Origin of the sequence: Alistipes sp. (assembly GCF_048465635.1) — a bacterium.
Lineage (GTDB): Bacteria > Bacteroidota > Bacteroidia > Bacteroidales > Rikenellaceae > Alistipes.
Genome location: NZ_DBFWLF010000005.1, coordinates 148,417 through 169,608, shown reverse-complemented (window position 1 = coordinate 169,608; position 21,192 = coordinate 148,417). Strand labels below are relative to the sequence as shown.

Annotated in this window: 16 protein-coding genes; 5 read left to right on the top strand and 11 right to left on the bottom strand. The window is 64.4% G+C overall.

Features of this window, described 5'->3' with window-relative positions:
* Positions 1 to 13 precede the first annotated feature (13 nt).
* Genes ACMO9O_RS01695 through ACMO9O_RS01685 form a run of 3 tightly spaced genes read left to right on the top strand, consistent with a single transcriptional unit; the run spans position 14 to position 5,870 of the window.
* Positions 14 to 1,651, top strand: coding sequence for a fimbrillin family protein (locus tag ACMO9O_RS01695; protein ID WP_418981894.1), 1,638 nt, complete (start codon positions 14 to 16; stop codon positions 1,649 to 1,651).
* Positions 1,652 to 1,692: 41 nt separating this feature from the next.
* Positions 1,693 to 3,642, top strand: coding sequence for a 4Fe-4S binding protein (locus ACMO9O_RS01690; RefSeq protein ID WP_418981893.1), 1,950 nt, complete (start codon positions 1,693 to 1,695; stop codon positions 3,640 to 3,642).
* A 53-nt stretch (positions 3,643 to 3,695) separates the two neighbouring features.
* Complete coding sequence (locus ACMO9O_RS01685; protein ID WP_418981892.1) at positions 3,696 to 5,870, top strand: S46 family peptidase; 2,175 nt, start codon at positions 3,696 to 3,698, stop codon at positions 5,868 to 5,870.
* Between the two features lie 82 nt (positions 5,871 to 5,952).
* On the opposite strand, the gene ACMO9O_RS01680 is transcribed toward ACMO9O_RS01685, so the two are convergent.
* From ACMO9O_RS01680 to ACMO9O_RS01635, 10 genes are all read right to left on the bottom strand, one after another.
* The gene (locus ACMO9O_RS01680) at positions 5,953 to 7,245 is read right to left on the bottom strand and encodes an acetyl-CoA hydrolase/transferase family protein (protein ID WP_418981891.1); all 1,293 of its coding nucleotides are present in this window, start codon (positions 7,243 to 7,245) and stop codon (positions 5,953 to 5,955) included.
* Positions 7,246 to 7,257: 12 nt separating this feature from the next.
* On the bottom strand, positions 7,258 to 8,568 hold the full coding sequence (locus ACMO9O_RS01675) for a pyridoxal phosphate-dependent aminotransferase (RefSeq protein WP_418981890.1): 1,311 nt from the start codon (positions 8,566 to 8,568) through the stop codon (positions 7,258 to 7,260).
* A complete protein-coding gene (locus ACMO9O_RS01670) occupies positions 8,565 to 9,152 on the bottom strand; it encodes an indolepyruvate oxidoreductase subunit beta (RefSeq protein ID WP_418981889.1) in 588 nt (195 codons plus the stop codon). Before ACMO9O_RS01670 ends, ACMO9O_RS01675 begins: the two co-directional genes overlap by 4 nt.
* A 73-nt stretch (positions 9,153 to 9,225) precedes the next feature.
* Entirely contained in the window at positions 9,226 to 10,821 is a 1,596-nt protein-coding gene (locus ACMO9O_RS01665) for a thiamine pyrophosphate-dependent enzyme (RefSeq protein WP_418981888.1), read from the bottom strand.
* A gap of 665 nt (positions 10,822 to 11,486) precedes the next feature.
* The gene (locus tag ACMO9O_RS01660; RefSeq protein ID WP_418981887.1) at positions 11,487 to 12,620 is read right to left on the bottom strand and encodes a cytochrome d ubiquinol oxidase subunit II; all 1,134 of its coding nucleotides are present in this window, start codon (positions 12,618 to 12,620) and stop codon (positions 11,487 to 11,489) included.
* A gap of 6 nt (positions 12,621 to 12,626) precedes the next feature.
* Positions 12,627 to 14,195 carry a cytochrome ubiquinol oxidase subunit I gene (locus ACMO9O_RS01655; protein ID WP_418981886.1) on the bottom strand — a complete coding sequence of 523 codons (1,569 nt, stop codon included), beginning with the start codon at positions 14,193 to 14,195 and terminating at the stop codon, positions 12,627 to 12,629.
* 50 nt (positions 14,196 to 14,245) lie between these two features.
* Positions 14,246 to 14,452: a DUF4492 domain-containing protein gene (locus tag ACMO9O_RS01650; protein ID WP_418981885.1), complete on the bottom strand. Its 207-nt coding sequence runs from the start codon at positions 14,450 to 14,452 to the stop codon at positions 14,246 to 14,248.
* A 100-nt stretch (positions 14,453 to 14,552) separates the two neighbouring features.
* The gene (locus ACMO9O_RS01645; protein ID WP_418981884.1) at positions 14,553 to 15,920 is read right to left on the bottom strand and encodes a cytochrome c peroxidase; all 1,368 of its coding nucleotides are present in this window, start codon (positions 15,918 to 15,920) and stop codon (positions 14,553 to 14,555) included.
* A 41-nt stretch (positions 15,921 to 15,961) separates the two neighbouring features.
* On the bottom strand, positions 15,962 to 16,846 hold the full coding sequence (gene ccsA, locus ACMO9O_RS01640) for a cytochrome c biogenesis protein CcsA (RefSeq protein WP_418981883.1): 885 nt from the start codon (positions 16,844 to 16,846) through the stop codon (positions 15,962 to 15,964).
* Positions 16,843 to 17,574, bottom strand: coding sequence for a cytochrome c biogenesis protein ResB (locus ACMO9O_RS01635; RefSeq protein ID WP_418981882.1), 732 nt, complete (start codon positions 17,572 to 17,574; stop codon positions 16,843 to 16,845). Before ACMO9O_RS01635 ends, ccsA begins: the two co-directional genes overlap by 4 nt.
* Before the next feature lie 162 nt (positions 17,575 to 17,736).
* On the opposite strand from ACMO9O_RS01635, the gene ACMO9O_RS01630 reads away from it, so the two are divergent.
* Together ACMO9O_RS01630 and ACMO9O_RS01625 are read left to right on the top strand one after the other, a co-directional pair.
* Positions 17,737 to 19,185 carry a Na+/H+ antiporter NhaC family protein gene (locus ACMO9O_RS01630; protein WP_418981881.1) on the top strand — a complete coding sequence of 483 codons (1,449 nt, stop codon included), beginning with the start codon at positions 17,737 to 17,739 and terminating at the stop codon, positions 19,183 to 19,185.
* A 50-nt stretch (positions 19,186 to 19,235) separates the two neighbouring features.
* Positions 19,236 to 19,889 (top strand): HAD family hydrolase, encoded by a 654-nt coding sequence (locus tag ACMO9O_RS01625; RefSeq protein ID WP_418981880.1) that lies wholly within the window; start codon positions 19,236 to 19,238, stop codon positions 19,887 to 19,889.
* An 80-nt stretch (positions 19,890 to 19,969) separates the two neighbouring features.
* Here the strand turns inward: ACMO9O_RS01625 and ACMO9O_RS01620 are convergent, their stop codons facing one another.
* On the bottom strand, positions 19,970 to 21,100 hold the full coding sequence (locus tag ACMO9O_RS01620) for a sigma-54-dependent transcriptional regulator (protein WP_418981879.1): 1,131 nt from the start codon (positions 21,098 to 21,100) through the stop codon (positions 19,970 to 19,972).
* Between the last annotated feature and the right edge of the window lie 92 nt (positions 21,101 to 21,192).

Here is a 21,192-nt window from a genome sequence, read left to right as displayed (position 1 = left end):
AAACCATACGATTATGAAAAGGATTCTGACCATTACGATGCTTGCGGCGATGATAGCGACCGCCTGCACGAAGGAGGAGGGCGGCGACGTTACCGGACCGCGGAACATCGTCATCGACCCCACGGTGCTCGAAATGTCCAAGACGACCGCCTCGGTGCACACCCGCGCCACGGACGTCGACTTCGAGACGGGCGACGCCATCGGCCTGACGATCACGATGGCCGACGGGTCGAAGCACGCCGACAACGCCCGCTTCACCTACGGCAGCGGCAAATTCACCTCGGACGACAACCTGATCTGGTACGAGGACATCGGCCTTAAGTCGAATCTGCTGGCCTACCACCCCTATGCCGACGCCGTGCCGACCGAGTTCACGGTCAAGGCCGACCAGTCGGGCAGCAACTACACGCTCTCCGACCTGATGATCGCCGCCAAGCAGGACGTCACCCCGACGGTCGACGCCACCAACATGACCTTCTACCACCAGCTGACCAAGCTGGTCATCAACGTAAACAACCAGTCGGGCGGCCAGATTACGGCGGTCACCGTGCAGGGAACCGTGCCTACGGCGACGGTCGACGTGGCGGCCAAGCGCGTCGAAGTGAAAGCGGGCGCCGCCGCAGCCGACATCAAGGCCAACACCAAGACGGCCAATGCGCAGTACTACGCCATCGTCGTGCCGCAGACGGTCGCCCCGAAGCTGGCCGTGACGGTGAACGTCGGCGGGCAGGAGAAGACCCTCACGCAGACCTACCAGAAGCTTGACATGAAGCCGGGACAGTATTCGGTCGCCATCCAGGTCACGGCCGACAAGATCGACGTGACGATGACGGGCGACATCGAGGACTGGACCGACAACGGCTCGCTCACGCCCGACGACGGAGCGCCCGCATTCGAGGAGTTCGACGACTACTTTATGTACGACAACGAGCGCTACGCGCTGGTGACGATGAAGGACGGCCGCAAGTGGATGGCCGAGAACCTGCGCTACCTGCCCGAAGGGGTGAACGTCTCGACCGATCCGACGGACAACGACGCTGCGATCTGGGCGCCCTACTCCTCGGACGGCACGACCTGCACGCCGCTGACCGATCCGGCGGAGGTGGCCAAGAAGGGTTATCTCTACTCGTTCGACACGGCGCTCGGCGGCGTGATCACGCCCGAGAACAGCGCTTCGTTCGAGGGTGCGCAGGGCATCTGCCCCAAGGGGTGGCACATCCCGACCCACGCCGAGTGGATCGCGCTGGTGGGCAAGACCAACAAGAACGCGGCCGGCGAGGACCTCACCGATACGAGCGCTCCCTATTACGACGCGGGCTATCAGGCCGGAAAGATCACGCTGGTGGATGCCGACGGCTTCAACTTCACCCGTGCCGGGGTGCGCATGCGCAGCACGATTGCCGGGGCCGGTTCTTACTCGAAGAACATCTATCCCTCGCCCGGAGGCGAGCTGTCGGTGAACTACCTGCTCAGCTCCACGCTCTACAAAAACGCATACAGCACCACGGACCCCACGCAGCTGACCAACATTCAGTTCTTCGCCCTCATGTCGACCATCGTAGCCAATACGCCCGAGGGAAAACTCTCGGCCGGCTATCTGGGTTACAAGTCGGGCGTCAGCGTCCGCTGCATCAAGGACGCGGCCAACTGATCCGCCGTAACGCACAAACACAAACACACACAGACGAATAGATGAAACGAACACCCAACTACCCGAAGCACGTGCTGCAATGGGGCGTACTGCTTCTCATTGTCGGCACGGTGCTCTGGGCCGCCTTCTCCGACAAGGCGGTCGACGTCGAGAAATACTGTCCCTTCGGCGGTTTGCAGGCTTTCGGAACCTACCTGGTGAACAACTCGCTGGCCTGCTCGATGTCGATGCTCCAGATCATGATGGGCCTGGTGCTGGCCGCCGGGGTCATTCTCTTCTCGAAACTCTTCTGCGGCTACCTCTGCCCGCTGGGCACGGTGGGCGAATGGATGGGCCGTGCGGGCCGCAAGCTCCACATTCAGGTCGACGTGCCGCAGGGCAGCGTCGCCGACCGCCTGCTGCGCGTCGTCAAGTACGTACTCCTGTTCACGATCCTCTACTTCACTTTGTCGTCGAGCGAGCTTTTCTGCAAGAAGCTCGACCCCTACTATGCCGTCGCTACGGGCTTCAAGGGCGAAATCGTCCTCTGGATGTCCCTTACGAGCCTTACGCTCCTGCTGCTGGGCGGTTTCTTCGTGCGCATGTTCTGGTGTCGCTATATCTGTCCGCTGGGCGCGGCAAGCAACATCTTCAAGTTCACGCCCCTCTTCCTGGCCGCTGCGGTCGTCGCCTGGGCGCTCGGCCACTTCGGCGTCGAGGGATCGTGGGTCTGGGTGATCGCCGCCACGTGTGCCGCCAGCTACCTGGTGGAGGTCATCAAGCTGCGCAGCTGCGCCTTCCCGCTGCTCTACATCGAGCGGGAGGAGAGCACCTGCAACCGCTGCGGCCTGTGCGAGAAGAAGTGCCCCTACAACATTCCGATCCACGAATACTCGAAGGTCAAGCACGTCGACTGCACCCTGTGCGGCCAGTGCATCTCCTCCTGCGCCACGCAGGCGCTTCAGGTCAACGGCAAGCGCGGTCTGCGCTGGCTGCCGCCGGTGCTGGCGGTCGTGCTCTTCTTCGCCGCCGTCTGGATGGGCAGCCGCATGGAGCTGCCGACCATCGACGAGAAGTGGGGCGGCTACGAGCAGGTCGAGGGCCTCGAAACCTACGGGATGGAGGGGCTGATGACCGTCAAGTGCTTCGGTTCGTCGAAGGCTTTCTCGGCCAAGATGCAGACTGTGCCGGGCGTTCACGGGGTCAAGACCTTCGTGAAGCGTCACGCCGTGGAGATTCTCTACGACCCGGCCCGCACCGATACGATCCAGATTCAGCGGGCAATCTTCACGCCCACGCAGCGCAAGTACAAGACCCCCTCGGAGGAGGTTCCGACGCTCGACGTGCTGAAACTCGGCGTCGAGGGGCTTCACGACCGGATGGACATGGTCTACTTCGGGATGGTGCTTCAGCGCATCGAGGGCATCTACGGCTTCACCGCCGAGTTCGACTGCCCGGTGGCGGTGACGGTCTACGCCGATCCGGCGGCCGGTCTGACGCAGGCGCAATTGGCCGAAGCGATCGACGCCCGGGAGCTGATTATCCCCTCGAAGGAGGGCGAAAAGGTCATTCCGATGCACACCGAGCTGAAGAGCTATGCGCTGGCGGGGAGCGTTTCGCGCGAAGCGTTTGCCGAAACGATGTTCCGCGACGTGGAGAAGCTGGGCGGCAGGTTCCTGGCCAACGCCGAGAAGTGGGGCGACGACGCGCAGTTCCCCAAGGCCGTCTACGAAATGCCGTTCCCCGGCATCGAGAAGCTGCCCATCAAGCAGTCGTTCCCCTACTTCAAGAGTTTCCTCTCGTGCACGGACGGCATCGTATCGGTCGAATTCGTCCTGCGCGACCTGGTTCCCGTCATGCGGATTCACTACGTGAAGTCGATGTGGGACGACCGCCGGCTTTGGGAGGAGGTCTTCCAGGCCGAGAAGTGGACGCTGCGCATGGCCGACGGTACGTTCAAGGAGGCCGACCCGCGGCTCAAATTCACCACCGAGGGCCGTACGGTCGAATGATTGTCTTACGGCGGGAGGTCTTGCGGCCTCTCGCTTTTTAAACCCTACATACGATGAACAAACGAATGACGGCTTTGCTGCTGGTGCTGGTGCTGCTGATGCAGACCGCGGCGGCGGACGAAGGCATGTGGATGATTCAGTCGCTGGGCGGCATCTACCCCCGGATGAAGGCCGAGGGGCTTAAACTGCCCGTCGATGCGATCTATAACGAAGCGGCTCCGGCGCTCGCCGACGCCGTGGTCGCCGTCGACGGCGGCATGGGAACGGGCAGCATGATCTCCGACGAGGGGCTGATGATTACCAACCACCACGTCGCCTACAGCGACATCTGCGCCCTTTCGACGGCGGAGCACAACTACCTCGAAACGGGTTTCTGGGCGCGCACGCGCGACGAGGAGATTCCCGTCGCGGGCAAGAGCGTCTGGTTTCTGCGCAAGGTGCTCGACGTGACGGACGAGGCGCAGGCCCTGCGGGCCGAGATGCAGGCCGCGAAGCGGTGGAACGGAATGTCGATGCGCCGCCTCTACGCCGATCTGGAGAACCGCTACAAGCAGGATACCCCCTACGAGGTGTCGTGCGCCTCGATGTGGGGCGGGAAGAAATTCTACCTCTATTTCTACGAGATTTTCCGCGACGTGCGGCTGGTCGGCACGCCCCCGGTAACGATCGGCGCTTTCGGCGGCGATGTCGACAACTGGGGCTGGCCTCAGCACAAGGGCGACTTCACGCTCTACCGCGTCTATGCCTCGCCGGACGGAAAGCCGGCGCCCTATGCGGCGGAGAACGTCCCCTACCGCCCCCGCCGCGTGCTGACGATCGCCACGCATGGGGTCCATGAGAAGGACTTCACGATGGTCGTCGGCTTCCCGGGCCGCACGCACCGCTACGCCTCGTCCTACGCCGTGGAGGAGCGCGAGAAGGTCCGCAACCCGATCGTGGTCTGCAACCGCCACGAGCGCATGGACATTCTCAAGGGGCATATGAACCGCGACCCGCAGGTGCGCATGAAGTATTCCGACGCCTATTTCGGGCTGAGCAACTTCGCCGACCTGGCCAAGTGGGAGACCAAGTGCCTGCGCCGCTACGGCGTGGCCGAGGTGCGGCGGGCCGAGGAGGGGCGGATGATGGCGTGGATCGAGTCCGATTCGGCCCGCAGGGCCGCCTACGGCGACGTGCTGGAAGCGTTGAAGCGGGGCTATGCCTCGCGCTGCTGCGCCGAGCGCAACCTCAACTACTTCCGTGAGGCGTGGCTGGGTCCGAGCGAGGCGCTGCTCACGGCCAACCGCCTCTCCTCCTATCTGGGCAAGCTCGACCGGCTGAAGATCGATACGCTCGACGTCCGCTCGAAGGACGCGGCGAGCGTGATCGCCAACGGCAAGCGCCTGCGCCGCAACTACGATGCCGCCACCGACCGCGACGTATTGGCCCGCATGATGGTGAACTTCACGGCCAACGTGCCGCGTGAAATGTGGGGCGAGGCGCTCGGCCGGATGTACGATGCGGCCGGGGGCGATGCCGAGCGCATGGCGCGCGAGGCGTTCGACGCTTCGTTCTGCACCGATGCGGACCGCTACGCGGCCTACTTTGCCGAAAACCGCTCCGTGGCGGAGATTCGCCGCGATCCGCTGGTCGCGCTGACCGAGTCGGTGCGCGTGCAGCGCTTCACGGGTGAGGTCGACCGGGCCGAGAAGAAAGCGTGCGCCCGCGTGGGCCGCACGGAGGCGCACTATGCGGAGGCGCTCTACGCCTTCCGAGAGGCGCAGGGGGTGGCGCAGTACCCCAACGCCAATTCGACCATGCGTCTGAGCTACGGCACGGTCGAGCCGGTAAGCCCGATGGACGGCGTTCACTACGATGCGCGCTCCACCGTGCAGGGCTATCTGGAGAAGTACAACCCCACGGAGTACGAGTTCCGCGTCGATGAGCGCATGCGGCAGCTGATCGAAGCCAAGACGTGGGGCCGCTGGGGCGAAAAGGGAGAATTGTATGTCAACTTCCTGACGGACAACGATATTACGGGCGGCAATTCGGGCAGTCCCGTGCTAGATGCCCGCGGACGCCTGATCGGTCTGGCGTTCGACGGCAACCGCGAGTCGATGGCCGCCGACCTCTATTTCCAGCCCGACCACGCGCGCACCGTTTGCGTCGACATCCGTTTCGTTATGTGGGTGATCGAGCACTATGCCGAAGCGGGATACCTCTTGGACGAGCTGAAATTCGGGAAGTGATCGTCCGGTGCGGGAACGTGCCGAAAAGGAGAGCGGGGACCTTGGTTTCGAGGTCCCCGCTTCGTTATCGTTCAGGCCGCCGTCAGCGCAGCCTGAGGAACGAGTGTCCGTACCGCTCCGCGGCGGCGCGTTCCAGTTCCTCTCGCACCGAGGGGTGGGCGATGGCGATCAGCGCCCTGGCCCGTTCGGCGAGGTTGCGGCCGCGGAGGCTCGCAACGCCGTATTCGGTGACGATGTGCTGCACCATGTGGCGCGTGGTCACCACCCCGGCGCCCGGCGTCAGCAGCGCCTTGATCTTCGACTCGCCCTTCTCGGTCATCGAGGGGATGGCGATAAAGGTCTTGCCCCCTTCCGAGAGCGCACCGCCGTACATGAAATCGTGCTGGCCCCCGACGCCCGAGATGATCCTTACGCCGACCGAATCGGCGCACACCTGCCCCGTCAGATCGACCTCCACGGCCGAGTTGATGGCCATCACGCGCGGGTTCTGCCGGATGCGGAACGGGTCGTTGGTCCACGCCACGTCCTTCATCACCAAATCCTTGCGGTAGTCCATGTAGTCGTACAACCGCCGCGAGCCGAGCGCCAGCGACGCCACCGACACGCCGGGCATCACCTTTTTGAGCGAGTTGTCGATCACGCCGCTCTCCAAGAGCGGCAGCACTCCGTCGGTCATCGCCTCGGTGTGCAGGCCCAGGTGCTTGTGCCCCCTGAGCGCAGTCAGCACGGCGTTGGGGATGCCGCCCACGCCGATCTGGAGCGTCGCCCCGTCGGGAATCAGCTCGGCGATATACTGCCCGATGCGGGTTTCGGTCGCAGTCGGGGTGGCCGTGGGAACCTCGACCAGCGGGTCGTCGACCTCCACCGCCGCATCGATCTTCGAGCTGTGGATCACCGCGTCGCCGTAGGAGAAAGGCATGGCGGCGTTGATCTGCGCGATCACCACCCGGGCGCACTCCGTGGCCGAGACGGCCAGATCGGCCGAGACGCCGTAGGAGCAGTACCCCTCTGCATTGGGGCGCGAGCAGTTGAGCAGCACCGTGTCCACGGGCAGCGTGCCGTCGCGGAACAGGCCGGGAATCTCGCCCAGAAAGGCCGGGATCGACTGCCCGTAGCCGTCGGCGAGCCAGCGGCGGATGTTGTTGGCCACGAAGAGGCTGTTGACCAGAAACGCCTCGCGGTTCTCGGGCCGGCAGTAGGGTGCGGGTCCCCGTCCCACGGCGAAACCCGAGTAGAGTTTCACGCCCCTGAGTTCCGAGGCCCGGTCGGCCAGCGCGGCGACGAGTACTTCGGGGATCGAGGTGCTGCCCTGAATGTAGACGCTGCTGTCGGAGCGGATGAGTTTTACGGCTTCGGCCGCGGTCATGAGCTGCATGGGGTTCGGTTTTTAGCGGTGGTTTTGTTCGAAAGCCGCGAGACGGGTCTCCAGCAGGTCGAACTGTTCGGGCCGGTTCATCTGCGAGATGCAGACGCGGATGCCCTCCTGGCGGCTGCCGGTCGACGAGAGCGAGATGGCGCAGATGCCGTAGAGCAGCAGTTCGCGCAGCAGTTCCGAGCCGGTCATCTTGCCGTAGCCGACCGTGTAGAAGAAGCCGTCGCTGACCGGTACGTCGCGGTCCTTGTCGTAGACGATGCGGAAGCCGTGGCGGAGGAAGGTCTCTTTGGTGAGGGCGGCGCGGCGGGCGTATTCGGCCGTTTCGCCCACGAAGTCCAGCTCCCCGTCGGCCGCGGCGCGGAACATTTCGGCCAGCGCGTACTGCGCCGAGTGGCTCGTGCCGGACGAGGCGGCGTAGAGGATGCCCAGGACGTAGGCGTCGCCCAGCCGGCCCATGCCGTAGCGCTCCCTGAGCGCCGGGTAGACGCGGTTGCGGAGCGCGTCGGAGATGGCGACGGCGGCGATGCGCTGTCCGGCGTAGCTGAAAATCTTCGAACCGGAGACCATCAGCATGTAGTTGTCCGTATAACGGGCCACGGTGGCCTGATAGGGCGCTTCGAAAGGCCGTCCGAGCGGTTTGCGGAAGTCCATGCAGAGGTAGGCGAGGTCCTCGATCACCACCGCGTCGTAGCGGGTGGCCAGTTCGCCGATGGTTTGCAGCTCCTCCTCCGTGAGGCAGATCCACGCGGGGTTGTTGGGGTTCGAATAGACGATGCCCGCAATGTTGCCCTTCGCCAGATAGCTCTCCAGCTTGGGCCGCAGCTTCTCCGAGCGGTATTCATAGATGTCGAACGATTCGCTCCGGATGCCGAGGATGCGGACCTGACTGCGCTGCACGGGGAAACCCGGGTCGATGAAGAGAATGGTATCCTTCTTCGGGTCGAGCTGCGACAGGAGCAGAAACGCCGTGAAGCTGCCCTGCATCGATCCGACGGTCGGGATGCACCCCTCGGGGGAGACCTTCACGTCGAGAAAGGCGCGCAGGAAGCGGGACGCCTGCTCCTTGAAGGCCGGGATACCGGGCATGGGCGGGTACTGCGAAGCCAGGCCTGCGTGGAGGGCGCGGCACTCGGCCTCGACGCCCACGTGCTCGGGCGGAAGCCCCGGAACGCCCATTTCGAGGTGCAGGAACTCCGCACCCGTTTCGCGCTCCATCAGCCGGGCGATGTCGCCCGACTGGCGGATGGTCGCCTGCGCGATGTCGGCGATGTCCATGCGCTCCAGGATGGAGTCGAGCACGGCGCTGTCGAACGGCGGTTTCATCGTTGGGTCTGTTTTTGTGCGTATCGGTAGCCTGCGCGGAACGCCGCCAGGTTGGTCTCCACGATCGCCTCCCCCTTGCGGGCGAAGATGTCGCGGATGCCCTGCTCCAGCTTTTCGGCCTCGATGTCGAGGAACGGAGCCGCCGCGCCCAGCAGGACGATATTCGCGGCGCGCGGCGAAGCCTCCTCGCGGGCGATGGCGTCCACGTCGAGGACCACTGCGTGCGGCAAAGCGTCCAGCTCGCGGCGGACGGCCTCCATGTCGGGGTAGTTGGGGATGTTGACCAGCGGGGCGGTGTTGGTGATGACCCAGCCGTCCGCGGCGAGCCATGGCAGGTAGCGCAGCGCCTCCATCGGTTCGAGCGAGACGATCAGATCGGCCCCGCCGCGCGGAATGAGGTCCGAAAGGATCGGAGCCGAGGAGATGCGCAGGTTCGACTGCACGTCGCCGCCGCGCTGGCTCATGCCGTGCACTTCGGCCTGCTTGATGTTCAGCCCTTCGGTGAGGGCCGCCCGGCCGATGACCGTGGCGATCGAGAGAATGCCCTGGCCGCCTACGCCGGAGAGTATGATGTCGCGTTTCATGGAGTTCGAATTTTAGGTTTTGTTTAGAGGTTCGTTGCGGCGTTCGCCCGTGCCTGCCGGTCGGTCCGCAGGCCTACTTCTTGGCCGCCGCGTGCCGCTTGGCCGTCTGGATGCACTCGCGGCGGGGAATGATGACCGAAACACCTTCGTAAGCGATCTCTTCGCGGATCATCTGCTTGAGCTGCTCGCGGTTCTTGGGCAGGGGGACCACCACGCGGATGTGCGCGGGGTCGACGCCGATACCGGCGCAGATCTGCTCCAGACGACCTGTTCCGGCCGAATCCTGGCCACCGGTCATGCCCGTGGTGAGGTTGTCGGAGATGATGACCGTGATGGGGCTGTGCTCATTCACGGCGTCCAGCAGACCCGTCATGCCCGAGTGGGTGAAGGTCGAGTCGCCGATCACGGCCACGGAGGGGTGCTGACCCGCATCGGCGGCCCCTTTGGCCATGGTGATCGAAGCCCCCATGTCGACGCACGTGTCGATGGCGTGGAACGGGGCGAGCCACCCCAGCGTGTAGCAGCCGATGTCGCTGAAAACCTTGGCGTCGTCGTATTCGCGCACCACCTCCGTGAGGGCGGTATAAACGTCGCGGTGGCCGCAGCCCTGGCAGAGTGCGGGCGGACGGGGTACGACGACCCGGCTCGGGGCGTGCTCCGGGCGGGGCGTCAGGCCGAGGGCCGCGCGCACGCTGTCGGGCGTAAGCTCTCCGGTGCGGGGCAGGTCGCCCGTCATGCGGCCGCGGACGGGCAGGGGCGTGGGCAGCACGCCGCGCAGCGCCTCTTCGACCACGGGCTGTCCCTCCTCGATGACCAGCAGCGACTGACACTCGGCTGCCAGCCGCCGCACCAAGTCGCCGGGCAGGGGATACTGCGCGATCTTGAGCACCGGATGGGGACAGCCTTCCGGGTAGTTCTCCATCAGGTAGTTGTAACCGATGCCGCAGGCGATGATGCCCACCGAGCGGTCCGGAGCGTCGGTGTAACGGTTGAAGCGGCTTCCGGCGGCCTCCTGCTCGCAGCGGGCGTAGTCGTCGAGCAGCGTCTTGTACCGCACGCGCGAATTTCCGGGCATCAGCACCCACTGCCGCGCTTCGGCGGGGTAGGAGCGTTCGTTCTGCGGGCGGATGCTGCCGACCTCGACCACGGCCCGCGAGTGGGCCATGCGGGTGGTCAGGCGCATCAGCACCGGAATGTGCACCCGCTCGGAGAGTTCGAACGCCGCCTGCACCATCTCGTAGGCCTCCTGCTGCGAGGAGGGCTCGAACGTGGGCACGAGGGCGAATTTGCCGTAGAAACGCGAATCCTGCTCGTTCTGCGAGGAGTGCATCGACGGATCGTCGGCCGCCACTACCACCAGTCCGCCGTGGGCTCCGGTCATGGCCGAGTTGACGAAGGCGTCGGCGGCCACGTTCATGCCCACATGCTTCATGCAGACCAGCGCGCGCTTGCCGGCGAACGACATGCCCAGCGCCTCCTCCATGGCGGTCTTTTCGTTGGCGGACCAGGTGCAGTGCACGCCCCGTTCGCGGGCGAGGGGATGGCCCTGAATGTATTCGGTGATTTCGGTCGAGGGCGTGCCGGGGTAGGCATAGACGCCCGACAGTCCCGCATGGAGCGCCCCCAGCGCGAGGGCTTCGTCTCCGAGCAGCAATTCTCGATTGGACATAAGGTTGCGGTTTTAGGCTTTTTACAAAATTAGGGATTTTTAGCGGAAATGCAACATTCGGCGACGATTTATTAGCTTCAGTCGGTGAAATATGGATAAAATATCGTTCGGAGCGGGTTGCGGGGTTTGAAAATGTTATGCGGGGAATGGGGCGGATTTGTCGGCCGGAGCGGAGCGGTCGGGACAGGGGCCTTACGTTCGGGCAAGAAACTAAGTAGCCTGTCTGGGGCGCAGCCTGCGGTGTGGTGCGTTTCCGTCGGGTGTTTGCATGGACAGGAGTTTTCGGGCGGCAGCCTGCGGAGGAACGCCAATGCGGGCCTCCGCCGGGGGAGGCTGCGGCCCGCCGACCTGAAAGGTCGAAATAGAACAACGCGAATTTTGGCCTTCCGACCTAAAGGTCGAAAAAAGGTTGCAGCCTACAGAATAGCGAGCTGCAAAATCAATACACAAGATAACCTTGACAGCACCCTTTCCGCCTCAGGCGGATACAAGTCCCCTCCGAGGAGGGGATTTCGGGGAGGGCAGATTTGTACATGCGATGGCACGCCGCGAGGAATCGACGGTCGAAAACGTGCAGACCTTATGAAACTCGAAAGCCTTTCGATCCGTGCATTCCTCAGGCTGCGTCCCGCCGACCTAAAGGCCGATAATGCCTGCTCTCTACTTTATTTATTCTCCCTCGCCGCTGCATTTCGTTCCCCGCTCAGCGACCGCCAGGCATACCAGATATAGGCGACCACCAGCGGAATAAAAAGCGACACGACGCTCATGACCTGAAGCGTGAAGCGGCTCGAGGAGGAGTTGGCAATGGTGAGCGACGACTGAATGTCGGCCGTCGAGGGGTAGTAAGCCGTATGGTTCCATCCGGCGCAGAGCAGCAGCGCCAGCACCGTCAGCACCGTTCCCGCACCGCCGAACCAGACGGCATGCCGCCGACCCCACCAGCCCAGCGCGATGCTCCACAGTACCGACACCAACCCGACCAGAAGCACGGCGGCGACCGCGGGCATTTCGAGCAGGTTGTGCAGGTACTTGTAGGGTTCGACCGCAATCCGGCCTGCGCCGTCGACGGCCCAGCCGTCGGAGAGCAGCAGGCGGATGAACCAGGCCAGGAAGAAGAGCAGAAAAGCGACAGCCGCCGGGATCATCCGTTCGCGCGACCGTTCGCGCAGCGTCGGATCGTCGAGCGTCAGCAGGAAATACTGGCAGCCGAGCAGGATCGCCAGCAACGCTACCGAAACGCCCAGAAAGATATTCTGCGTCGAGGCGAGGGCTTCCAGCCCGTGCCACGGCGTGGTCCACTGCGAAATGACCGCCGCGCCGCCTCCCGCCGTGTCGGCCAGGTTGAGGCGGTCGACCGTAAACGAAGCGCCCGTAAAGAGCGTTCCGACGGCCACGCCTAACAGCAGGGGTCCCAGGATGCCGTTGATCTGGAGGAAGACATCGAACGTACGCCCGCCGTAGACGTTGCCCGGTTTGCGGCGGAACTCGTAGCCGACGGCCTGGAGGACGAAGACCAGCAGGATCGCCATCCAGACATAGTACGCCCCGCCGAACGAGGTGGAGTAGAAGAGCGGGAACGAGGCGAAGAACGCTCCGCCGAAGGTGACCAGCGTGGTAAAGGTGATCTCCCACTTGCTGCCCAGCGTCCCCGTGAGCGTGTTCCGCTCTTCGGGGGTCTTGCCGATGTCGTAGAGCACCGCCTGCCCGCCCTGCACGAAGAGCAGGAAGACCAGCAGCGCGCCCAGCAGGGAGATCAGGAACCACCAGTAATGTTGTAAAAGTGCTAAAGTATCCATCGTCGTCTATTTTTCAGGTTCGGGACCGATTTTGATCTGCCGCGTGAGGATGCTCACCTCGGCGATCAGCAGGGCGGTGAACAGCGCCAGAAAGAGGAAGAAGGTGACGCTGACCGAGCCGCTGGGGATCTTCGAGGCCGCCACGCCCACGGGCATCAGGTTCTGGATGGCCCACGGCTGGCGACCGACCTCGGTGACGATCCAGCCCGCCTGCGAGGCGATCCAGGCCAGCGGGATCGACCACACGGCCACCCACAGCAGCCAGCGGCGGTTGCCGAGCGTTCCCCGGCGGTTGAGCCACCAGACGGTGGCCAGCAGCAGGATGAAGAAGACCCCCGCGCCGACCATCACACGGAACGAGTAAAACAGCAGCGGCACGTCGGGCACGATCTGTTCGGGCGTGCGGAGGTAGCCGTAACCGAAGTAGGCGAAGTAGTCCCGCAGGAACGCTTCTCCCTCGGGAGTCGCAGGGTCGAAGAGCTTTTCGACGGCCGCCATCGCCTCCCGGTCGCCCGCATCGCGGGCCGCGCGGTAGCGCGCCAGCGCGTCGATCGCCTCCCGGCCGCGTTCGATCTTTTCGGCTGCGCCCATCACCCCGCGCTCGGGGTTGCCGTCGACCAGATCGTTGATGCCCGGCACGTAGGCGTTGGCGTCGCGGAAACTCATCAGCGAGAGCATCTTGGGTATGTCCGCCCGGAAGTAGAACGCCTCCGCGCCCGCCGCGCGTTCGGCCTCGGGCCGCAGCACGCCGAATGCCGTGAGCGAAGCCCCTTCCGCACCGTCGTAGAGCGCCTCCATCGCCGCGAGCTTCATCGGCTGCACGCGGGCGATGACCGCGCCCGAGCGGTCGCCCGTCATGGCGGTAATCAGCGCGAAGACCAGCCCGAAGAGCGAGGCGACGGCGATGCTGCGCGTGGCCATGCGCTCTTCGCGGCGGCGCAGCAGATACCAGGCGCTCACGCCCACGACGAAGAGCGCCGCGAGGGTGAATGAGGAGGTGACCGTATGGAAGAACTTGTTGACCGCGACGGGCGACAGGGCCACCTCGCCGAAAGAAGTCATCTCGTTGCGCACGGTTTCGAGGTTGAACGTGCAGCCGACCGGGTACTGCATCCAAGCGTTGGCCACCAGAATCCACCAGGCCGAGAGGTTGGCCCCGACAGCCGTGAGCCACGTGGCCGTGAGGTGGAAGCGTTTGGACACCTTCTCCCAGCCGAAGAACATGACGGCGATGAACGCGCTCTCGAGGAAGAAGGCCAGAATGCCCTCGATGGCCAGCGGTGCGCCGAAGATGTCGCCCACGAAGTGGGAATAGTTGGACCAGTTGGTTCCGAATTCGAATTCGAGGATCAGACCCGTGGCTACGCCGATGGCGAAGTTGACACCGAAAAGGCGCATCCAGAACCGGGTGGTCCGTTTCCAGAACAGGTCGCCCGTCCGGACGTAGAGGGTCTCCATGATGGCGATCAGAACGCTCAGCCCCAGCGTAAGCGGGACGAAGAGCCAGTGGTAGATGGCCGTCAGGGCGAATTGCGCGCGCGACCAGTCGACGGTTTGCAGGTAATCCGAGAGCATATGTTAGCGGTTAACGTTTCTTTGCATCCATTCCATTGCCCCGCAGGGTGTTATTCGGGCAGCAGCGTCTCCAGCACGTAATCGGCCCGCTCCTTCGTGCTCTTGCCGCTCATCAGGTCGGGGAAGAAGAACAACCGCAGCACGGCAAAGAGGATGAACAGTTTCAGCAGGATGATGGCCCACAGGGTACGTCCCAAGATCATCGCGCGGAATCCGTCGACGTAGAACCGTACCACCTTGCGAAGCGTCTGCACCATATCCTGTGAAGCGTTTCTCAAAGATAGGCAGAAAAAGGCAAATAAAAAAGGGGTGCGGCCATTTTCCGGCCGCACCCCTTCATGATCCCGACCTAACGGGTTATTGCAGGTAGGGGTTCTGCCCGTTGAGCGATCCGAGAAAGTCGACGATGCGGTCCACCTCCTGCTGCGTGTAGTCGGCGCCGGTCTGGAAGCGCATCATGGCCTTCACCGCCTCGTCGAGCGTCGCGGCCGAACCGTCGTGCAGGTAGGGCGGCGTCAGGGTCACGTTGCGCAGGTTGGACACTTTGAACTTGTGCAGGTCGCGTTCGTTGCCCGTGAAGCCGAAAAGTCCCTTGTCGTCGTCGTTCATGGCGATCTCGGGCGTGCGGGCCGCGAAGTAGTCCTCGGCGATGCCCAGGTATTCGAACGACTGGCCGCCGAGGGTCTGTCCCGCGTGGCAGGTGGCGCAGTCGTGCTCCTTGAAGAGGCGGTAGCCCTCGATCTGTTCGGCGGTGAGCGCCGAAGCGTCGCCCGCCAGGTAGCGGTCGAACGGCGAATCGGGCGTGGTAAGCGTCTTTTCGAACTCGGCGATGGCGTCCGTCACGGTCGCCTGGGTAAGCCCTTCGGGGTAGAGCGCTTCGAACTGGCGCACGAGCGCCTTGTCCCGGCGCAGGCGCGCCACGATGTCGTCCCACGTCTGGTCGCCCATCTCCACCGGGTTCACCGGGGGACCTGCGGCCTGCTCGGCCAGCGTGGCGGCACGGCCGTTCCAGAATTGCTGGCAGTTGTAGACGGCGTTATAGACCGTCGGAGCGTTTACGCCGCCAAACTGCCCGTCGATGCCCTCCGAGGTGCGGAAGTCGGCCACGTCCGCACCGCCGCTTTCGAGGATGTGGCAGTCGGCGCACGACACGGTCCCGTCGGCCGAGATGCGGGTGTCGTAGAACATTTTATATCCCAGCGCGACCTTCTCGGGGTCGGTCGGGATGTTGCCCTTGAGCGGCTGTACGGGCTCGTTGGCGAACTGCTCGGCGGCAAGGCCCGTGGCGAAACGCTGCGCCCGCACGTCGCGGATCCAAGAGGCCAGCACGCTCTTTTCGGCCTTGTTGAAGCCCGTGCCCCAGTGGACGAGGCGGTACTCGAGCAGCGGCATCGAGCCGCTGAGCATCGACTGCTCCAACTTCGCCAGCGACGCCTCGTCGATGGCGTCGAGCTTCTGTACGACGCTCTTCAGGTCCGTAAAGCGCGCGGCGCGGTGCATGTGTCCCTGCAGGCGGGTTCCGATAAGGGGGTAGTTGATGTAGAAGGGACGCTCGGCGTCGTGGTCGTGGCAGACGAAACAGTCGTTCTGCGCGAGGATGGCCGCCACCTGCTCCTCGACGGGAGCGTCGGCGGGGATCGACTTGCGGAAATTGAACCGGTAGATGGCTACGACGCACGCTGCGGCGACGAGCGCGACCAGTACGATAGTGATAAATCGCTTCATTTCAAACGTTTTGAGGGTGTGCTGGTACAAAAATAATTATTTTATCGGTTTAACGTATAGGTATGCAGGCTTTTTTTTGCCGCCGGCAGGTAATTCACCCCGTACCAGGTGACCTGCAGGGCCAGAAAGGCGACGGCGAGCAGCGCTACGGCCGTCCGGTGCGCCGTGGGGCGGTGACGGCGGAAGTGAATATAGGCCAGCGTGAGCAGCCAGGTCGCGGCCGCCCAGCTCTCCTTGGCGTCCCAGGCCCAGTAGTCGCCCCACGCCTGCCGCGCCCATACCGCGCCCGAGAGCATGCCCAGGATCAGCAGCGCCGAGGCGATGCGCGTCAGCCGGTCGGCGTCGGCAAGGAGCCGCGGCCGGTGTGCGAGCGACGCGACGGCCACCGCCAGCGCGGCTGCCAGCACGGCGTAGGCGAGCATGTAGATGGCTACGTGGGGGACGAACCACGCGCTTTGGAGCGCGGGCATCAGCGTCTCGGAGTGTATTTCGGGCTTGAAGATGTTGATGAGCGTGAAGACCGAGGCGAGCACGGCGGCGAAGGGCAGCAGGAAGCGGTAGCGCCAGCGGCGGTGGAGCACCCAGCCCGTGAGGGAAAGAAAGAGGGCGTACCACAGGCGCGTCTCGCCCATCGTGCGCATCGGGGCGCGGCCCAGCGTGTGCCAGAAGAGGAGGATGAAGAGCAGATAAATGAGTGTGCCTGCCAGGAACAACCCGCTGCCGATACGGGCCGCAGCGCTTTGCCGGGGGCGGGATTCCCTGCCGGCGGTATGGTTCGACGGGCCGGATTTTCCGGGCTTCCCGGCAGCCGCATCGTTTCTGCGGACAGGTTCTACCCCCGTCCCGTACCGCGCGGCCAGCGCCGCCCCGAGGCTCCAGAGCGCGACGGCCGCCGCGCCGAAATAGGGAAACTCCTGCCAGGTCATCGTCTGCTGAATAATAAGAGAAGCGATCCCGCGGCCAGCAGGGCTACGCCGACCCATACCACCCACAGCCACGGGTCGCGGACGAGGAGCAGCACGGTGTAGGCTCCGTGGCGCGTGTCGTAACTGTCCTGAAAGAAGGTATAGCCGCCGTACCGCACCGGGTGGTTGACCTCGACCGAAGCCGGACGACCGTCGAAGCGCAGTTCGGAGCGGAAGCGGCGCGGCGTGCCGTCGTCGTAGCGCTCCAGCGTGAAGCGGTCGAGGCGGACGGCAAAGGGGAGTGGCACGGCTTCGCCCGCCGCGGTGTAGGCCAATGCAGCCTCCTCGCCCGTGCGGACCAGCATCCGGGCGCGCGTCACGTCGGGCGCGCCGAACAGGGCGCCCCATACGATCAGGAACAGCCCGGCGTGGTTGAGCACGAATCCCGCCCCGCGCCGCCGGCGCACACCGCGCAGCGTGACCAGCCCGAGCGAGGCGGCGAAGAGGATCAACAGCCCGATAAAGGGCCAGGTGTAGTAGATTCCCGCGGCCCAGATCCCCTCCGCGGCGACTGCCGCGGTCGTGAGAACGAGCAGTACGACCGCTCCGTAGGGTCCGGAGAGCAGGCGGTACGCCCGCGTACGGGCGTAGTAGCGGTCCGCGGCCCAGAGCGCTGCCGCGAAAGCCGCGCCGAGGATCAGCGAGGCCGGGAAACGCCAGAGCGAAATATCGGCGGAAAACAGGTTCACGGACCAAATATACGCAAATAATGTAAGTTTTTCGTATTTTTGCGGGCGAAAAACGCCCGCTGAGACAGGCTGCGCTCCGGCATGACCCAAGCCTGTTGCTTGGTTTTGCACCCTGGCCTGCACGGTCTTGGCGGCCCAAGAAACGATCCGAAGATAATTTCCATGCGAACCAAAGCGATGAAAACCCCTGCAGCGTGGGTGTCGGCCATCCCGCTCGGGGTGCTGACGCTCCTCTTATATATCGTTATCCGCTGTTTCGGCGGCGATGCGATCAACGGCGGCAGCCAGATGGCCCTGCTGTCGGCCACGTCGGTCTGCGTGATGCTCGCCATCGGCATCTACCGCTGCCGCTGGGCGGTGCTGGAGGAGGCGATCATCGAGAACATCCGCGCCTCGGCGTCGGCCATCGTCATCCTGCTGCTGATCGGGGCCATCGCCGGAACGTGGATGGTCAGCGGCGTGGTTCCGACAATGATCTACTACGGGCTGCAGGTGCTCCACCCGTCGTTTTTCCTCGCCGCCTCGTGCGTGATCTGCGCCGTGGTGTCGCTGATGACCGGCAGCTCGTGGACCACGATCGCCACCATCGGCGTGGCGTTGATGGGAATCGGGCAGGCGATGGGATTCCCCGACGGCTGGGTGGCCGGGGCAATCATCTCGGGGGCCTATTTCGGGGACAAAATCTCGCTGCTCTCCGACACAACGGTGCTGGCCTCCTCGACGGTCGGCGTTCCGGTCTTTACGCACATCCGTTACATGCTCTATACGACCATCCCCTCGTTTGTCGTGGCGCTCGGGGTCTTCACCGCCGCGGGGCTGACGCTCGACCATGCGGGGGCCACCTCCGCGGTGCTCTATGCCGAATCGCTGGCCGCGACCTTCCGCATCACGCCGTGGCTGCTGTTAGTGCCGCTGGCTACGGGGGTGCTGATCGCGCGCAAGCTCCCGGCCATTGTGACGCTCTTCTCGGCCGTGGTCTTCGCCTGCGTGGCGATGGTCGCGGTGCAGCCCCAGATGGTGGCACGCGTGGCGGGGGTCGAATCGCTGGACTTTCTGACCGGGTTCAAGGGGGTGCTGATGAGCTGCTTCGGGCCGACGGCGATCCCTACCGGAACCCCGCAGCTGGACGAGCTGGTCGCCACGCGCGGCATGGCGGGGATGCTTAACACGGTGTGGCTGATCATCTGCGCCATGTGCTTCGGCGGGGTGATGACCGGCAGCGGCATGCTCCGCGCGCTGACGGCGGTTTTCCTGCGCTTCGTGCGGCGCACCTTCTCGGCCGTGGCCTCGACTGTCGGGGCGGGCATCTTCTTCAACCTCTGTACGGCCGACCAGTACATCTCGATCATTCTGACGGGCCGTCTCTTCCGCGAGCTGTACGCCGAACGGGGCCTCGAGGAGCGGCTGCTGAGCCGGTCGGTCGAGGATTCGGCGACGGTCTGCTCGGTGCTTGTCCCGTGGAACTCGTGCGGCATGACGCAGGCCACCGTACTGGGGGTTTCGACCTTCGTCTACATGCCCTATTGCATCTTCAACCTCGCAAGCCCCCTGATGTCGCTGCTGGTGGCGGCCGTCGGGTGGAAGATACACAAATTAAAAATTAAGAATTAAGAATTAAAAATTAGCCCTTCGGGTTGTGGCACGACAAGCGAAATAATCATATGGAAAATACCGAACTCGTCATCTTCGATCTGGACGGCACGCTGCTCGATACGCTGGGCGATCTGGCGAAGGCGTGCAACGCCGCGCTGGCGCGGCACGGGCTGCCGCAGCATACGCTTGCGGAGTACCGCACGTTCGTCGGCAACGGCATCCTGCGGCTGGTGGAGCGGGCGCTGCCCGCGAAGCTGCGCTCCGCGGAGCGGGTGGCGGCGGTGCGCGCCGACTTCGTAGCGTATTACATGGAGCATATCGACCGCCATACCCGTCCCTATCCGGGCATTCCGGAGCTGGTTGCCGAACTCGACCGGCGGGACGTCAGTCTGGCCGTGGCGTCGAACAAGTTCCAGGCGGGCACGGAAAAACTCGTCCGGCGCTTCTTTCCCGGCGTGCGCTTCGCCGCGGTGCTGGGACAGCGCCCGGGCGTGCCGCTAAAACCCGACCCGACGGTGGTCGGGGAGGTGCTCGCCGCGACGGGCGTGCCCCGCGGGCGGGTGCTCTATGCGGGCGATTCGGGCGTGGACATGGAGACGGCCGCAGCGGCGGGCGTCCGGTCGGTCGGGGTGACGTGGGGATTCCGCACGCGCGAAGAGCTGACGGCCGCGGGTGCCGTGCATATCGTCGATCGGGCGGAGGAGATACTGGCGCTGCTCTGAGCGGCGAAACGGGTGTGGCGAACCGGAACCGTTCGATCCGGTTCGGTCGCCACAGGCAGGGAGCGGGAAGCGGGCGGACCTCAGCAGTACGCCTCCACGTCCTCCAGCGTGATATTCTTGTCGCTGAGGATGATCAGCCGTTCGATCACGTTTCTCAACTCGCGGATATTGCCGCTCCAGGGCATCTGCTGCAAGGCGTCCATCGCCTCTTCGTCGATCTTCTTCGCAGGGGTGTTGTACTCGGCGGCGATCGAATGGATGAAGTGGTCGGCCAGCAGTGGAATGTCGCCGGGGTGCTCCCGGAGCGCCGGAACGCGGATTACCAGCACGCCGATGCGGTGGTAGAGGTCCTCGCGGAAGTTTCCCTTGCGGATCTCCTCGCGCAGGTCCTTGTTCGTGGCGGCGATCACGCGCACGTTGACGTCGATGTCCTTGTCGCTGCCCACGCGGCAGATCTTGCTCTCCTGCAGCGCCCGGAGCACCTTGGCCTGCGCCGCCAGCGACATGTCCCCGATCTCGTCCATGAAGAGCGTCCCGCCGTCGGCCTGCTCGAACTTGCCGCGCCGCTGTTTGATGGCCGAGGTGAACGCGCCCCGTTCGTGGCCGAACAGCTCGCTTTCGATCAGTTCGGAGGGGATGGCCGCGCAGTTGACCTCGACGAACGGGGCCGCCGCGCGGTTGCTCTTGGCGTGGAGCCAGCGCGCCACCAACTCCTTGCCCGTGCCGTTCTCGCCCGTGATCAGCACGCGTGCCTCGCACGGGGCGACCTTCTCGATGAACTCCCGCACGCGCTCGATCTGCGGCGACGTGCCGATGATTTGCTCGGTATGCAGGTTGTGCGTCCGGCGCCGCCGCACGGGAGCGGCCGGTGCGGGCGCCGCCTCCTCCGGATCGTCGATGGTCTGGTGGATCGACTGCAGTAGCCGGTTCATGTCGATGGGCTTGGTCAGGTAATCCCGGGCCCCGCTGCGGACGGCCTCCACCGCCGAGTCGATCGTCCCCTCGCCCGCGAGCACGATGAACGGAATACCCGCGTCGGGAACCTTGCAGCCCGTTTCCGAAAGGATTAGATCGAACGGTATCTTTTCGCACAGCTGCGCGGCCGTCGTTTCGTCTTCGGCGGCCTCGGTCGAGAACCCTTCGTATTCGAGCCGTTCGCGCAGCGTGTTTCGCATGCTTTTTGAACGGTCCAGAATTAAAACTTTTGCCATAGCTTGTTTTTCCTGAAAATTTAGTACTTTTGTCCGGAGTTAATCCGGTCCGGACAGGGCGTTACCGGGACGCGAAGAGGCCCTCAGGCTCT